Source organism: Anaerocolumna sp. MB42-C2 (assembly GCF_030913705.1).
In the GTDB taxonomy this organism is placed as follows: domain Bacteria; phylum Bacillota; class Clostridia; order Lachnospirales; family Lachnospiraceae; genus Anaerocolumna.
Map to the genome: position 1 here is coordinate 5,740,282 of NZ_CP133190.1, position 16,865 is coordinate 5,757,146.

Annotated in this window: 12 protein-coding genes and 1 pseudogene; 12 read left to right on the forward strand and 1 reads right to left on the reverse strand. The window is 36.8% G+C overall.

Annotated elements, in window-relative coordinates:
* Positions 1-322 precede the first annotated feature (322 nt).
* The 7 genes and pseudogenes from RBU59_RS25325 to RBU59_RS25355 all read left to right on the forward strand — a co-directional run.
* Entirely contained in the window at positions 323-2,215 is a 1,893-nt protein-coding gene (locus RBU59_RS25325) for an ABC transporter substrate-binding protein (RefSeq protein ID WP_308145254.1), read from the forward strand.
* Positions 2,216-2,372: 157 nt separating this feature from the next.
* Positions 2,373-3,377: an ABC transporter permease gene (locus tag RBU59_RS25330; protein WP_308145255.1), complete on the forward strand. Its 1,005-nt coding sequence runs from the start codon at positions 2,373-2,375 to the stop codon at positions 3,375-3,377.
* A gap of 25 nt (positions 3,378-3,402) precedes the next feature.
* A complete protein-coding gene (locus tag RBU59_RS25335) occupies positions 3,403-4,656 on the forward strand; it encodes an ABC transporter permease (RefSeq protein WP_308145256.1) in 1,254 nt (417 codons plus the stop codon).
* A gap of 14 nt (positions 4,657-4,670) precedes the next feature.
* The gene (locus RBU59_RS25340) at positions 4,671-5,678 is read left to right on the forward strand and encodes an ABC transporter ATP-binding protein (protein WP_308145257.1); all 1,008 of its coding nucleotides are present in this window, start codon (positions 4,671-4,673) and stop codon (positions 5,676-5,678) included.
* On the forward strand, positions 5,671-6,483 hold the full coding sequence (locus tag RBU59_RS25345) for an ABC transporter ATP-binding protein (protein ID WP_308145258.1): 813 nt from the start codon (positions 5,671-5,673) through the stop codon (positions 6,481-6,483). The genes RBU59_RS25340 and RBU59_RS25345 overlap by 8 nt, the downstream gene beginning before the upstream one ends.
* Before the next feature lie 390 nt (positions 6,484-6,873).
* Complete coding sequence (locus tag RBU59_RS25350) at positions 6,874-7,686, forward strand: polysaccharide deacetylase family protein (protein WP_308145259.1); 813 nt, start codon at positions 6,874-6,876, stop codon at positions 7,684-7,686.
* A 215-nt stretch (positions 7,687-7,901) separates the two neighbouring features.
* Positions 7,902-8,759, forward strand: a pseudogene (locus RBU59_RS25355) (carboxypeptidase-like regulatory domain-containing protein); the annotation flags it as partial.
* 151 nt (positions 8,760-8,910) lie between these two features.
* On the opposite strand, the gene RBU59_RS25360 reads toward RBU59_RS25355, so the two are convergent.
* The gene (locus tag RBU59_RS25360; protein ID WP_308145260.1) at positions 8,911-10,356 is read right to left on the reverse strand and encodes a recombinase family protein; all 1,446 of its coding nucleotides are present in this window, start codon (positions 10,354-10,356) and stop codon (positions 8,911-8,913) included.
* A 128-nt stretch (positions 10,357-10,484) separates the two neighbouring features.
* On the opposite strand from RBU59_RS25360, the gene RBU59_RS25365 reads away from it, so the two are divergent.
* The 5 genes from RBU59_RS25365 (at position 10,485) to carB (ending at position 16,753) form a co-directional block, all read left to right on the forward strand.
* Positions 10,485-10,667 (forward strand): hypothetical protein, encoded by a 183-nt coding sequence (locus RBU59_RS25365; RefSeq protein ID WP_308145261.1) that lies wholly within the window; start codon positions 10,485-10,487, stop codon positions 10,665-10,667.
* 262 nt (positions 10,668-10,929) lie between these two features.
* Positions 10,930-11,319, forward strand: a complete 390-nt coding sequence (locus RBU59_RS25370) for a hypothetical protein (RefSeq protein WP_308145262.1) — start codon at positions 10,930-10,932, stop codon at positions 11,317-11,319.
* Positions 11,320-11,365: 46 nt separating this feature from the next.
* Positions 11,366-11,794 carry a peptidoglycan-binding domain-containing protein gene (locus RBU59_RS25375; RefSeq protein ID WP_330698408.1) on the forward strand — a complete coding sequence of 143 codons (429 nt, stop codon included), beginning with the start codon at positions 11,366-11,368 and terminating at the stop codon, positions 11,792-11,794.
* Between the two features lie 622 nt (positions 11,795-12,416).
* Complete coding sequence (locus RBU59_RS25380; protein WP_308145263.1) at positions 12,417-13,553, forward strand: carbamoyl phosphate synthase small subunit; 1,137 nt, start codon at positions 12,417-12,419, stop codon at positions 13,551-13,553.
* Positions 13,553-16,753 (forward strand): carbamoyl-phosphate synthase large subunit, encoded by a 3,201-nt coding sequence (gene carB, locus RBU59_RS25385; RefSeq protein ID WP_308145264.1) that lies wholly within the window; start codon positions 13,553-13,555, stop codon positions 16,751-16,753. The genes RBU59_RS25380 and carB overlap by 1 nt, the downstream gene beginning before the upstream one ends.
* Positions 16,754-16,865: the final 112 nt, after the last annotated feature.

The following is a 16,865-nucleotide window of genomic DNA, read 5'->3' on the forward strand; positions in this document are numbered from 1 at the left end:
TCCTCCTCATCTGACTATTTTTATGCATTATATATAAAATATTAGGTTAATAATGATTTATTTAAGTAAAAAAACCTAAAAAAGATAAAAAAGAAAAATCTTTATTAAATATCAACAAAAGCATGTATAATATTTGTATTAATTTAAAAGAAATATTAAGCCTATTTACAAATATAGCTAAATCATGTATAAAAAATTAACAAAATAAATATAAATCAGCATGGATTTATTCTACAATATATATTAAGATAAGTAAATAGAAAGCTTTACAAAGCGTAAAATTTTCTAACTTCAAATCATATTTAAATACGGGAGGTAAAAAATGAAAAGAAGGAAACATGTAACAGCTTTATTATTAGTAATGACTTTAGTAGTTACATCCTTACTGGCCGGGTGTAAGAAGAATGACACCGCGAATACATCCAGTGAAGCAACAACAACACCAACGGTAGAGGCAACTACTCCGGAACCCACCAAGGAAGCAACTCCGGAACCAACTGAAGCAGCAACAGCAGAACCACAGGATGCAGCTACAGTAGCAGCTTCTCTTCCAAGAGAAGAAACACTTTATTTTTCTGGTCAGCAATGGGGCGCTATTAATGACTACAACCCATTTTCCAGCAATTCCAACAACTGGTGGATCGAACAAAATGATGACGCCAGAACAATGGTTTATGAGACATTATTTATGTTTAATCAAAATGATGGTAAATTATATGGTTTGTTAGCAGACAGTTATGAACAAAAAGATAAAGAATTTACCGTTAAGTTAAAACCGGCTGCTAAATGGAGCGACGGAACACCAGTTACTGCCGATGATGTTGCATATACTTTTGATGCACATAAGAGACTGCAGACAGCTCAAGGTACTCAGTTCGCACCATATATCGATTCTGTTAAAGCAGTTGATCCCCAGACAGTAGTTTTCACAGCAAGCAGCGAAAATTATAATCCATTAAAGGTACTTGAAGTATTCCCGAAAGTATTTATCGTTAATAAAGCTCAGATGTCTAAATTGGAAGCAGATAACGGTAATGATGCCGATAAGATCAAAACTGCTAAAAATGAAAATCTGATTGCTTCCGGTCCTTACAAACCGTATTATGATGATGAAACAAAAGTTGTTGTTGTCAGAGACGACAATTATTGGGGCCAGGACGCTTCCATGTGGGGCAAACTTCCGGCACCAAAATACTTAGCACATAACATCTTTATTGATAATAATGCAGGTGCAGTTGCCTTCGAAAAAGGTGAAGTTGATGTATCCCAGCAGTTTATGTCAGAAGTTTGGAAGATGTGGGAGAATGGCAAACCAGTTTCTACTTATCTTGATGATGCACCATATTATGCCTGCGTTACACTTCCTACCGCAATCTTTAATGTAGAAAAACCGGGGCTTGATCAGGCGGCAGTAAGAAAAGCACTTGCTATGGCTACCGACTATGAACAAATCGCAACAACAGCTATGAGTGGATATACTCCATTAATGAGCGATGTACCTCCGGCACTTATGAATCCGACCGCTCCGGAACGTGCTTTAATTGATGAAGCACAATTAAAAGATTTACAATGGAAAGGTAAACAAATTGACGAAGCCAAAGCTTTATTAGATAAAGCAGGTATCAAAGATACCGATGGCGATGGATTCCGTGAATACAAAGGAAAGAAGATTGCTTTTACTGTACAGTGTCCGTCCGGTTGGACTGATTGGAACTCAGCTCTTGAAATGGTTGCTGCTGCCGGTCAGGCAATCGGTTTAGATGTAACTACACTTTGGACTACTGCTGCAGAATGGACCACAAACCGTCTCACCGGTAATTTTGATGTTATTATGAACTCCTATCCTGGAGCAAGTATTTCCAATCCTTGGACCCGCTGCTATCAAACCATGTACACTACACCCGCTAAAGAAGGTCAGAATGCAGACTGGAATTTCGGACGTTACAGTAATAAGGAAGCAGATAAGATTATTGATCAGATTCCTACTGTAACAGATCAAGCTAAACTAAAAGAATTATATACCGAGTTAAATAAGATATATTTAACAGATGTACCTGCATTCGCATTAATGTATCGCCCAGGTTTATTCCATACTGTTAACGAATCCGTATGGACCGGATTCCCTCAGGCCGATGATGGCTCTAATGTACCTCCTACCGTTCTTACAGATGGTTATGGTATAGCAGGACTTTATAACCTGACTTTAGTAAAATAATATAAAGATTATGTAAGGATTGCTTCCGGCGGTCATGATTTGAAATGAAAATTAGAGTAAATTCATGACCGCTGATTTATGTGATGGCAGAATGGAACCGCTTAAAATGTAACAGCATATTTTAAGAGCTTCCAACCAATGAAACGAGGTGTTTGATTTGAAAGGTTATGCTAAGTATTTTTCCAGCAAAATTGCCTGGTATTTATTGACTTTAGTGATTGCTGTTATTCTTAATTTCTTATTACCCCGTTTAACACCGGGGAATCCGGTAGCTACAATTGCCAGTAAAGCAGTAACTGGAATGACAGATGCTAACGCGATTCAAAAGGTTTACGAGGATTATTCTAGAATGTTTGGGTTGGATAGATCCCTTCCTGAACAATTTATAATATATATAGCTAATTTGTTCAAAGGTGACATGGGTATTTCTTTTGCTTATTTTCCAAGGGAAGTATCCGATTTGATTGGTTCTGCAATCGGTTGGACGGTTGCACTGCAGCTTCCTGCTATTTTAGTAGGATGGTTCCTTGGTAATTTATTAGGAGCAGTTGCTGCCTATATTAAAGGTTCTTTTGATAAAGTTATTTTCCCTATTTTCTTATTTATCAGTAATGTACCTGCATTTGGTATGGCTATTATTCTATTATTTATATTCGGTATCTATCTGAACTGGTTTCCTACCAGCGGAGGATATGGATTTGATTTAATTCCTTCTATGAATTTTAATTTTATATTATCCGTTATAAGACATTATCAGATGCCCTTCTGGTCCATTGTATTGATTACTATAGGTGGTCAGGCTATTGGTATGAGATCCATGTCTATTTATGAGTTAAATGCAGACTATGTAAAGTATAGCCGGTTTTTGGGAATTAAAGATAAAGTAATTGTAAAATATGTATTTCGTAATGCCATGCTTCCACAGATAACAGGACTTGCACTTTCCCTTGGTACCATGGTAGGGGGAGCGTTAGTAGCCGAGATGATATTCAGCTATCCGGGTCTGGGTACCAGAATGTTAAATGCTGTTACCGGTCAGGATTATCCGGTAATATCCGGCTGCACATTAATCATTACAGTAGGTGTCTTGTTAGCGAATCTTGTTGTAGAAATTCTGTATGGTTTAATAGATCCAAGAATTAAAGCGGCACAGCAGGAGTAAAAGGTGAAAGGAAAAGAGGTGCGAAATGAAACATCAATTACAGTTAATATTTAAATCACAGAAATTTGTTGCCGGATTTGTTATCTTTGCTGCGATTCTTTTATTGATTACCATATATCCGCTGCTGGTTACAAAAAATCCATTGGAGATGGTGGGCGGTTTATTTTATAAACCTGGAACCTATGTAAGCGTTACGGATGCCGTGGATACCGACAGCTATAAAATTAATAAAGATGTTGTAGCCGATAAATTGGCTAAAGCGGCATCTTTGGATGAGCAGCAGTTAATGAGGGACTGGTTATTAAAATACTGTCCTACCGTAAAACCGGAAGAAGTCAATGCGGCAAAAGAGGCTTATGATATTATTGAGTTATGGTTGAAATATTATGATAAAGATGTCAAGATGGAGGGTGCTACAAAAGCGGTCAAAAATCAATATGTAAGATTATATGGTAAGATTGAAAATGTCCTTAATTCACAGGGGTATGTAGTTTCTCAGAAAAATGCAGAAACCGGTGAGCTGGAAGAAGTGGCAGTACTTGGAACCCAGGCATTTGTTAATGTAAAGGATATACCAAATCAAGTGACTTTCCTTCTTGGAACCGATAACTTCGGAAGAGACGTTCTTACCGAACTGGTAGCAGCGATTAAGACCTCTTTAAAGATTGGGTTAATTGCCGGTACCGTAGCAACAGCAATCGGATTAACACTTGGGCTTTTAGCCGGTTATGTGGGCGGTTTGGTTGATAATATTATTACTTTTATCACGAATATGTTCACTGTTATTCCATCCTTTATTATATTAATCTTAATTGCTTCCAGTTTAGGTCAGGCCGGCAGAGGTGCTATGCTGGTGGCAGTAGTTATAGGATTTACATCGTGGCCTTGGACCTGCAGGTCGGTAAGGGCACAAACGATTTCCTTAAGAAACAGAGATCACGTTAATCTCTCCAAACTATCCGGTCACAGTTTGCCAAGAATTATCTTAACGGATATCCTTCCTTATGTTGCGTCCTATGTAGTTATGGCTTATATTCTTCAAATCGCTTCCGGTATACTTTCAGAAGCCCAGTTATCCATGATCGGTTTAGGACCGAGTACCAATAAAGTAGCAACCTTAGGACTTATGATGAACTGGGCGATGCAGTTTCAGGCACCGTTGTCATCCGCATGGTGGGCATTTATACCTGTCGTACTTTCCATAGCGCTGATATCATTTTCACTTAACTTAATGAATACCGGCTTAGATCAAGTATTCAACCCACAGTTAAGAGATTAAGGGGGAATTTGAATATGGGAAAGATAATGCTGGAAGTTAATAACTTAAAAACAAAATATGTTACAAGATTTAATGAAAGTGTTTATGCGGTTGATGGTGTCTCCTTAAAACTGGAAGAGGGTAAATCAATCGGTATTGCCGGAGAATCCGGCTGTGGTAAATCAACCCTGGCATTAAGTCTTATGGGGTATTATTTTGCGCCGCTGCATTATATGGAGGGAAGTATTATTGTAGACGGAAAGAATATCTCGGAGATGACACCGGACCAGGTTCGTAAAACCGTACTTGGAACAGAGGTCTCTTATATTCCCCAGGCCGCTATGAATGCATTAAACCCAACTCAGAAAATAATCAATTTTATTGAAGATGTTATACATGCCCATGATCCTAAAATGCCAAAGAATATGATTTATGATTTGGCAAGGGAAAGGTTTGAAGTTTTAAATTTGCCCAAAGAGGTATTACAAAAACATGCTGTTGAATTGTCAGGTGGTATGAAGCAGCGTACGGTTATTGCAATTTCAACTATATTATCACCAAAGGTTTTAATTGCAGATGAACCCTCTTCTGCTTTAGACGTAACATCTCAAAAGATGGTTATTAAGATGATGCGCGATTTAATGGTAAAAGGTTTTATCAAATCTATGATATTTATAACCCATGAGCTTCCTCTGCTTTATAATGTAACTGATGAGATTATGGTTATGTATGCGGGTCAGATTGTAGAAAAAGGTACTGCAAAAGAGATGGTATTTGAACCGCTGCACCCTTATTCAAAAGGTCTTATGGGATCCATTATAGTTCCCGAAGCCGGTACCAGAGATGTAAAATTAACGGCTATTCCTGGTACACCTCCGAATTTAAAAAAACCACCAGCAGGTTGTCGGTTTGCTGAACGTTGCAAGTATGCCATGCCGGCATGTAAAGTTCAAAACATAGAAGAAGTACATACGGAGGATGGCCGTATGTATCGTTGTATTCTTAATCAGGATCAGTTAAAGGAGGTTCAGAATCATGGCTAAATCTGATGAAGTTTTCTTAAGCGGCAGAAGTGTTACAAAAATATATGGTTTTGGTGATAAGAAAACAGCCGCTGTAAATAAAGTAGATTTTGACTTCCATAAAGGTGAAATTATATCCATAGTTGGGGAGAGCGGCAGTGGTAAGACTACCCTGGCAAAAATGTTATTAGGGCTGCATAGTGTAACTTCAGGTGAAATTTATTACAATGGTAAACTTAGAGATATCCGCAGTGCACGTAAAAAAAGAGCCTATTGGAAAGGAATACAGGCTATCTTTCAAGATCCTTTTTCCTCCTTTAATGTCTTTAACCGTATTGATACCTTATTATTGGATTGTATTAATATGAGAGGGCAAAAAGATTTACCCTATGATAAAAAGGTAGAGTTAATGACAGAAGCCTGTAGTTTTGTTAACCTGAAATTTGCCGAATTAACCAAAAAGTATCCGTTTGAATTATCCGGCGGGCAGATGCAGAGATTAATGATAGCGAGAATCTTTCTGCTAAAACCCCAGATTTTAATAGCGGATGAGCCGACCTCAATGATTGATGCCTGTTCCCGTGCAACGATTCTGGATATGTTATTAAAATTACGGGAAGAGATTAATATGACCATTATCTTTATTACACATGATATAGGTCTTGCATATTATGTATCTGATTCTGTATATATTATGGAACATGGAGTATTTGTAGAAAAAGGAACTGCTGACGATGTAATTCTTCATCCGAAAGCAGAATACACAAAGAGATTGATTAATGATGTTCCTAAGATTTATGAGGAATGGGATTTGTCTACGGTATAACCTTACAAGTAAGTTACAGAGCGGACCTTTTTAATATCTGCTTTGGTTCTTAATTATGTATGTTTTGCCCTTAATTGGGAATAACATAAGCTAACCTTTCAAATCAGGTCTGATTTTGCTGATATATGCAGAATCAGATCTGTTTCCGTTACATACTAAAAGAGTAATCTACATCTATGTATGGTTTTATAATTTGGGCATATGATTATAGAAAAAAGATTTAACTTTCCCTAATAACATACTGTGATTCGCCTGCGAACCATAGTATACCGGGTGAAGCTTATTTGGAAAAATATGAAGGTAAGGAAAATCAAATTTATAATTTTAAGTTTATTTATTATTTTAACACTCAGATTATGTATTTTTAATAATAAGATCGGTAATGATTTAATGATACATAAAAAAGGTGATGATACAGTAACAGTCTGGAATTTCGGCAATTCTTATTTCAAACTTCAATCGGCTGTAAATAAAGAAAATGATGCAGTCAAAGAAAAAGTATTAAGTGATGATCATAAGAAAAGTTACATGGAGCTGTATCCGGATATGTATGTGGATAGTATTAAACCGGTAATTCATTTAGAAGAAAAAAAGATGGCTTATATTTCTTTTGATGACGGACCAAGTTATATTACAAGCGATATTTTAAAGACGTTGGAGGATAACAATGCAAAAGCAACATTTTTTATATTAGGTTGTACGATTACGACAGAAGGAGAAGCGTGTTTAAAAGAAATGGTCAAACAGGGGCATACAATAGGAATCCATACATACTCGCATAACTATAAAGATATATATTCTTCTGTTGAAGCCTTTTTAGACGATTTTTATCGGGATTACCTTTTAATCTACGAAACAACCGGAATTAAAGTTAATATATTCCGTTTCCCCTGGGGGAGTTATAATACTTATAATAAGCGAATTAGAAACGATTTAATTGCTGAAATGAAACGCAGGGGTTTTACTTATTATGATTGGAATATAAGTGCGGAAGATTCGGTGGGTTATCCAACGGAATACCGCATAAAAAATAATATATTAAAAGAATTGGATCGGTTTAATAATCCAATTATACTAATGCATGATTCTTCTGTTAATAAGATAACGGCTAAAACTCTTCCGGACTTATTAAAATCCATGAAAGAGAAAGGATATGATTTTGATACTTTAGATCATAGAGAACCATACCAATTTGGCAATTGAGTTTATTCTATCACTTTCTTTATTATTAAAGCATATATTGAAAGTGAGAATAATATGTGGCACTATCGCAGACTGGTTTGTGATATGCAATAGGTGTAAATATGAATATAAGAGATTATTATAGGAATACTGCCAAATCAATAATTTATCCAAATTTTAATAAAGATTCCGGTATCCCTTATGGATATGATTTGGGCAGAGTTTATCCGGCACAAATGGAAACCCAATCCTTTGGAAGATTACAAGTGAACTGCGTAACTCAGCAAGGTTTCAGACCGATACCAAACGCTACGGTAAGAATAGCATATACCGGAGACCCTACTTCCGTAGTGGAAGAACTCACAACAAATGAATTAGGGCGTACAGAGGAGATAAATTTACCTGCTCCACCTGTGGAATACAGTCTGGATCAAACGGTTTTCGAACAGCCTTATTCCGAATATACTGTGACAGTATCGGCTCCGGGATACGAAAGTGTAGAAGTAGCCGGAACCCAATTGTTATCCAATGTAACTGCAATACAACCCATTGAAATGATTCCGTTACCTGAAAATGCTCAAGCGGAAGAAGTTTGGGTTATAGGCCCTCACACCTTATATGGAGATTATCCTCCCAAAATTGCGGAAGCAGAGATAAAACCCACGGCTGAATCCGGTGAAATAGTTTTAGCATCTGTTGTAGTTCCGGAGTTTGTTATTGTTCATGACGGACCTCCGACGGATACCTCAGCAGCTAATTATTATGTACGTTACAGAGACTATATTAAAAATGTCGCTTCCAGTGAAATCTATGCAACCTGGCCGGAAGCAACAATTACAGCTAATATATTAGCTATTATGTCGTTCACTTTAAACAGAGTTTATACGGAGTGGTACCGAAATCAAGGTTATAATTTTACTATTACATCTTCAACTGCATTTGACCATAAGTGGATCAGAGGAAGAAACATTTATAACAATATCGGGTTAGCCGTAGATCAGATTTTTAATAATTATCTGTCCAGACCAAATGTTAAGCAGCCAATTTTAACCCAATACTGTGACGGAAGAAATGTAACCTGCCCCGGGTGGATGCCCATATAGTAACAGGGTAGTAATTTTAACTATAAGTTAATTATATTATGTCCTTATAAGATACCGGTTATATGCTTTATAATTAAATTCGATTAAAACAGCTGATTTAGGTAACAGCAGTGATAGTTATAGAGTAATATCGCCATGGCAGTTATATAAAATAAAAGTTAAGGCAGCCATCTTTTTTGTTATATTCTATTTTATCAATAATGGAACGTAATGCTCTATTTTTCATTAAATTATCAAATTGATCAGAAATTATTATTTTATATACGGAATCCAAATGGTTTCGGATGTCATTCGTGTTATCCATATTATTTACGGTGATAACCTCAAGCTGTTTTAAAATATAAAAGCGCTCTTTTTGCAGAAGTTCTTTATTTTTTCTGTATTCATCCATGGTATCAATTCCATTTAGGTATGAGTTTTTTATTCTGTTTTCTTTTTCCTTTAACTTATTAAGCTGTTGATCTAATATCATAGTGCCCATAACGGGTTGAGATTCATTTAAAATATAATCTCCTTTTACGGAATATAATACTTTTGATAGGGTTTGCACAATTACGGGTATCAGTATATTTTCGGAAATGCTATTACATACAGGGCATTTGCCTTTGGTATATCCACTACAGCAAAATTGAGAAAATCTGGTGTTCTTACCTTTAGTAACCGTCATACTCCGGCCGCAGTTGCTGCATTTCAATAATCCGGTTAACCAATGCTTATATTCGGTGACAGGTCTGGATTTTTTACATTTTGTAGATTCTTTACGATTTATTTCCTGTGCTTTCTCAAATAATTCTTCTGATATAATCGGTTCGTGCTGCCCTTTTACTATAACCCATTCCGACTTCTCTTTCAGGGATTTGGTGGCGTTATGAATTTGGTTCCAGCGGATAAACCCTTTATACATTGGATTTTTCAAAATATATTCAATGGATCTGCGTTCAAAATCTTTTTTTTGCTTCGTTTTATATCCCAAAGAATTTAGGAGTTTAGCAATTTGAAAACTTGACATATTGTCGTATACATATTTATGGAAGATCAGTTTAATGATTCTGGCTTCCGCGGGAACAATTACCGGAAGCTCACCCTTATGAAATATTCTATACCCAAGTGGCGGATTAGCCTGATAACCTCCTCGTAAAGCTTTTTCTGTCATACCTTTCATAACTTCATCGGCCAGATTTAAGGAGTAATATTCGGCCATAGCCTCAAGCATAGCTTCCAATATTACGCTGAATTTATCATCTTCAAGCTGCTCCGTTATGGATACTACTCGAATATTGCATTCTTTTTTTAGTAATGATTTGTATACGATGCTGTCCTCTCGGGAACGGCTGAAACGGTCAAAACGGTGAACCAATATAATATCAAATGGTTTAGGTTTCTTTTTGGCTATTGCTATCATACTCATAAATCCTGGTCTTTTTTCTGCTATTCGGCCGGAAATACCCTCATCAATAAAGATATATTCTTCATCAACCAATATATGATTTCTTTTGGCATAATCCAGCAATAACCTCTTTTGGGCATCTGGCGAAAATTCCGCCTGATCCTCAGTACTTACGCGTATATATAATGCTGCGGACTGCATATTTACCAGCTCCTTTTTCTGATTATATTTAAAATAAACCGGAAAAATAACCAGATCTGCAATATGTACAACCCCATTTTCATAGATTTATATTAGAGTCGGTAAAAGTGATAATAGGGGTTAAGTGTATGAAACAGGAGTTGAAAGTAAATATCTTTGTAAACATTGAAAAAACATATCAATCATGGGATTTATTATCAGATGAAGAAAGAAAAAAGATAGGAGCTGCTCTTAACGAGAAAGCATTAAGAGCGATAGGATATATACCTGCTTCAGAGATTAAGGGTAAGCAGTCAAAAATGAAAAATTAATTGTGACTTTTCAGTCAATTAGTTTGCTTTCGCGGTTTAAAACAGCAGATATATGTACAGAGGAGTGGCCGACAGGATTTCCTGCCGGCCTTGTTTATGAAAAAAATTATTTACTAAATAAATGCTATGAAATTATTATATCGTTCATTTATGTACATAGTTTTATGAATTTGTGAAGTAACTGTTAATATTTGACCTGTCAGTTGTACTAAATGAGGTTACACAATAATATTTTTAACTATAAGTTTATAGCAGGTGATCTATGTTAAAAAAAACAAAAAGAAAACGATCAAATACTAATTTTCTTCCCTTTAGTAAAAAGCTGTTGGAATATTCCAGGATTGAATGCTGGATTATGACAATCGCTTTATTTCTGATGCAGGGGTTTGGAATTGACACCGGTGAACTATATCAGGTCTGTCTTGCCGGTTGGGGTGGTTATGCCGTAGCAAAAGCCTTATATTATAATATGGCTAAATCGGATCATCAGATTCAATTGCTCAGGAAAATAGAACCGGAGGCTGCAGGTAAGATAAAAGACATTATTATAGAAAATACAGAAAAATTGCTCAAAAACAGTATTGATGAAACTGTTGAAGAGGAAACGGACGAAGAAAAAAAAGAAGGAGAAATAGATCAAGTTGATAAATAAAGCTGCAACAAATGATTAGAATAAAAAAATAAAATATGAGAAACGTATGAAAAACATTAATTATTGTAGTTCATACCCTGTTTCTATATGGGTGACCCAATGGGGTTCTAAAGACTTGGGAGAACAGGGTCTTACCGCGATACAGATAATCCGTAATTTTTATGGAGCCAATATGTATATCAACTCGGCAAATGAAGTAGCCGGTGTGCCCGCCTCTTGGCCTGGTTCCAATTTAACAACTGGTTCCCGAGGCGATAGTGTTAGAATGATACAGGATCAGTTAAATGCAATATCCAATGTTTATACGGTAATACCCAAGGTTGCTGTGGACGGAGTTTATGGCGAGCAGACCGCTGACGCTGTAAGAATATTTCAACAGACCTTTGGACTACCGGCAACCGGTATCGTTGATTTTCCGACCTGGTATAGAATATCTGAATTATATGTTGCAGTAACCAGAATTGCGGAATTATAAAAGATATATAATCAAAATGATATATATAATTAAAATGCAGAAAATATATTAAAAAAAATGATAAATAAAAAAAACGTCAGAAATGTTATAGAAATTAATAATATGCATAATAATATGCATAATTAAATTATATGCAATAATAGGTGAAACAAAATTTATAACCCCAGCCAAAAAGACTTAGAACTTTAGGTTTATCCTAAAGATATTAAGTCTTTTTTTATGTGATAGTAATTTGATGCCCTATTGTATTAAAAACCCTCCGGGCAGATACAATTGACAGACTTTCGGGTAATTATCGCTAAAGTAACAGCAGAACAGCGCTATAGTCTGCAAGATGCTTTCTTATTTATATAAAGTAGTTTCTTACGTTTCAAATGGATAGGAAAGGGAAAAATCAGATATATAATTCAAATAAAAACATTTTACTTGATTTTACTTGATTAAATCAAAATTATAACTTATAATTATAAACAAAAATGAATAATAATAAATTTGATATAAGTGAAAATAAGTATTGCATTTTAAAGAAAGATATGATAGAATTTTGACAATTTGGGTATCTGTTAGACACTGCAGTTACTTTAAAATGCACTACATTATTTGAAAGGAACAGGTGGAAGTTATGAAAGCTTTTCTAATACTGGAAGACGGTAATGTTTTCACAGGTAAAAGTATTGGTTCAACTAGGGATATGATTAGTGAAATAGTATTCAACACCTCAATGACAGGATATCTGGAGGTGCTTACGGACCCATCTTATGCAGGTCAGGCAGTGGTGATGACGTACCCGCTAATCGGAAATTATGGTATCTGTTATGAAGATATGGAATCAAAAAAACCATGGGTGGACGGATATATAGTAAGAGAAATTGCAAGGCGCCCAAGTAACTTCCGAAGCGAGGACAGCATTGAAACCTTTTTAACGGAAAAAGACATACCCGGAATTGCCGGAACTGATACGAGAGCCTTAACAAAGATATTAAGGGAAAAAGGTACCATGAACGGTATGATAACTACCAATGAAAATTATGTTTTAGAAGATGTGATTAAAAAATTAAAAGCACATTGCGTGACTAAGGTAGTTGAAAAGGTAACCTGCAAAGAGAAAACGACCTATTTAGCAAAGGAATATGTACCAACGGATGCAGATAATGCAAGAAGCGGACTTAAAATTCATCCTTACCGCAAGGGTAATTTTAAGGTAGCCTTATTGGATTATGGTTCAAAAGATAATATTAAGGACTGCTTATTAAAAAGAGGATGTGATGTTACCATATATCCTGCCTTAACGAAAGCAGAAGAAATCCTTTCTGAAAATCCGGACGGTATTATGTTGTCCAACGGCCCCGGGGATCCAAAAGAATGTGTGGAAATAATTGAAGAAATCAAGAAAATGTATAACAGTGACGTCCCGATCTTTGCCATCTGTCTCGGCCATCAGTTAATGGCATTGGCTAACGGTGGGGATACTAAAAAGATGAAATACGGACACAGAGGTGCGAATCATCCGGTAAAAGACTTGAAAACCGGAAGGGTATATATCTCTTCCCAGAATCACGGTTATGTAGTGGAAGACGGATCCATGAGTGAGGCAAAAGCTGAAAAGAGTTTTATCAATGCAAATGACGGGACGATAGAAGGTTATCATTATCTAGGAAAAAATATATTTACGGTCCAATTCCATCCGGAGGCATGTGCCGGACCGCAGGATTCAGAGTTCCTTTTCGATGAGTTTATTCAGATGATGGAGGTACAATAATGCCAAAGATTGACAGCATCAAAAAAGTATTGGTTATAGGTTCCGGTCCGATTGTTATCGGACAGGCGGCAGAATTCGACTATGCAGGTACCCAGGCCTGCCGTTCCTTAAAAGAGGAAGGAATTTGTGTCGTATTAGTTAATTCTAATCCTGCTACCATTATGACGGATAAAGATATAGCGGATATGGTTTATATTGAACCGTTAACTCCTGACATGGTTAAAAAAATAATATTAAAGGAAAAGCCGGACAGTGTTCTTCCTACACTCGGCGGCCAGGCTGCTTTAAATATTGCCATGGAATTAGAAGAATCCGGATTTTTAAAAGAAAATGATGTTAAATTAATCGGTACAACCTCGGATACTATAAAGAAAGCAGAAGACCGGCTGGAATTTAAAACAACCATGGAAAAAATCGGTGAACCTTGTGCACCAAGCACGGTTGTAACAACAGTGAATGATGCGGTTGCTTTTGCAGAAACCATAGGTTATCCGGTAGTTGTAAGACCGGCCTATACTCTTGGCGGCAGCGGCGGCGGAATTGCTCAGGATGAAGAACAATTAAGAGAAATCTGTTCCAATGGTCTTCGTTTGAGCCGCGTAGGTCAATGCTTAATCGAGAGATGTATAGCCGGCTGGAAAGAAATCGAATACGAAGTAATGAGGGATAAGCAGGGTAACTGTATAACCGTATGTAATATGGAGAATATCGACCCGGTTGGTGTACATACCGGTGATAGTATCGTAGTTGCACCCTCCCAGACCCTTGCGGATAAAGAGTACCAGATGTTAAGGTCTTCCGCTTTAAATATTATTACAGAATTAAATATAACCGGCGGATGTAATGTTCAATATGCACTTCATCCCGAAACTTTTGAATACTGCGTTATCGAGGTAAATCCGAGAGTTAGCCGTTCCTCCGCTTTAGCTTCCAAAGCGACGGGATATCCTATTGCAAAAGTCGCAGCTAAGATAGCTCTTGGATATAATCTGGATGAAATTCAGAACGTGATAACCGGTAAAACATATGCCAGCTTTGAACCTGCACTGGATTATGTTGTTGTTAAGATTCCTAAGTGGCCTTTTGATAAATTTATCATGGCAAAAAGAACCTTAACCACACAGATGAAAGCTACCGGTGAGGTTATGAGTATCTGCACGAATTTCGAAGGTGCCTTAATGAAGGCGCTCCGTTCTCTTGAACAGAATATCTACAGCCTGCAATACGGTAATTATGAACAATATAAGACGGATGAAATCAGAGAAAAACTACACCTGATAGATGACCGAAGATTATTTGTCATTGCAGAAGCTATCCGCAGAGGAATATCCTATGATGAAATACATGAGATAACTAAAATAGATCATTGGTTTTTAGACAAGATCGCTATTCTGGTAGAAATGGAACAGGAATTAAAGACCAAACCGCTAACGAAAGAACTACTTTTAGAAGCTAAGAGGCTTGAATTCCCGGATCGTGTAATTGCACAATTCACAGGAAAGAATTTAGAAGATGTTAAGCTATTACGCAAAAAAGAGTATGAAATTACACCGGCCTATAAAATGGTAGATACCTGTGCAGCTGAATTTGAAGCAAGCACTCCCTATTATTATTCTTGCTATGGAAGTCAAAATGAAGTAGACCCGGTGAAAACAAAAAAGAAAGTTATGGTATTAGGATCCGGTCCTATTCGTATCGGACAGGGTATTGAGTTTGATTATTGCTCCGTACACAGTGTATGGGCTTTAAGAAAAGCAGGCTATGAAACCATAATCGTAAATAATAATCCCGAAACCGTCAGTACGGACTTTGATATCGCCGATAAATTATATTTTGAACCGCTAACTCCGGAGGATGTGGAAAGCATCGTAGATTTGGAACAGCCGGACGGAGCCGTAGTGCAGTTTGGCGGTCAAACAGCGATAAAATTAACAGATGCCTTATTAAAGATGGGAGTTCCTATTCTTGGAACCTCTGCTGAAAATGTTGACGCAGCGGAAGACAGGGAATTGTTTGATGCTATCCTGGAAGAATGCTGTATACCAAGACCTGCGGGAAAAACAGTATTTACGACAGAGGAAGCCATAACTGCAGCGAATGAATTAGGATATCCGGTTTTAGTAAGACCATCTTATGTATTAGGCGGTCAGGGCATGCAGATTGCAATTTCGGATGACGATATCAGAGAATTTATGGCTATTATTAACTTAAATGTTCAGGAACATCCGATTCTGGTTGATAAATATCTAATGGGTAAAGAAGTTGAAGTAGATGCGGTATGTGATGGGGAAGATATCTTGATTCCTGGTATTATGGAACACGTAGAACGTGCCGGTATCCATTCCGGAGACAGTATCTCGGTATATCCTGCCCAGAATGTGACGGAAAGGCTTAAGAATGTTATAGTGGACTATACCAGAAAGCTAGCAAAATCCCTTAATGTAATCGGTTTAATTAATATACAGTTTATCCTGTATCATGATGAGGTTTATGTAATCGAAGTAAATCCACGTTCCAGCCGTACTGTTCCTTATATCAGCAAAGTAACCGGTATTCCGATTGTAGGTTTAGCTTCCCGCGTTATTTTAGGAGAAAAGATTAATGACTTGGGATACGGGACCGGATTAGCACCGAATGCAGATTATATTGCGATTAAAATGCCGGTATTTTCCTTTGAAAAATTACATGGAGCTGATATCAGCCTTGGACCGGAGATGAAGTCTACCGGGGAATGTTTAGGAATTGCTAAAACTTTTAATGAAGCTTTATATAAAGCGTTTTTGGGTGCAGGAATCAATCTTCCAAAACACAAGAAAATGATTATGACCGTAAAGGATGCGGATAAACTGGAGTCTGTAGAAGTAGGCAGAAGATTTAAGGCACTTGGTTATGAAATCTATGCGACCAGAAGTACCGCCAAGTTTTTAAATGAAAACGGTGTGGAAGCAATTCCAGTAAATAAACTGGATAAAGAAGCTCCGACTATAATTGATTTAATCCTGGGTCATGAGATCGATCTGGTTATCGATACACCTACCCAAGGGCGTGATAAATCGAGAGACGGTTTTATAATTCGCCGTACCTCCATCGAGACGGGAGTAACATGTCTTACGTCTTTGGATACGGCTAATGCCTTATTAACAAGTCTGGAAAATGCAGATATAGATAATATTTCATTAATTGATATTGCAAAATTATAAATTTTAGGGCAAAAGTCCATTTAGTGTTCTGAATGGAAACAAGAGATTTATATTGTTAAAACGAAGTATGGCGGATAGAGGCTAGGTAGTTATTCTCTGTCCGTACATACTT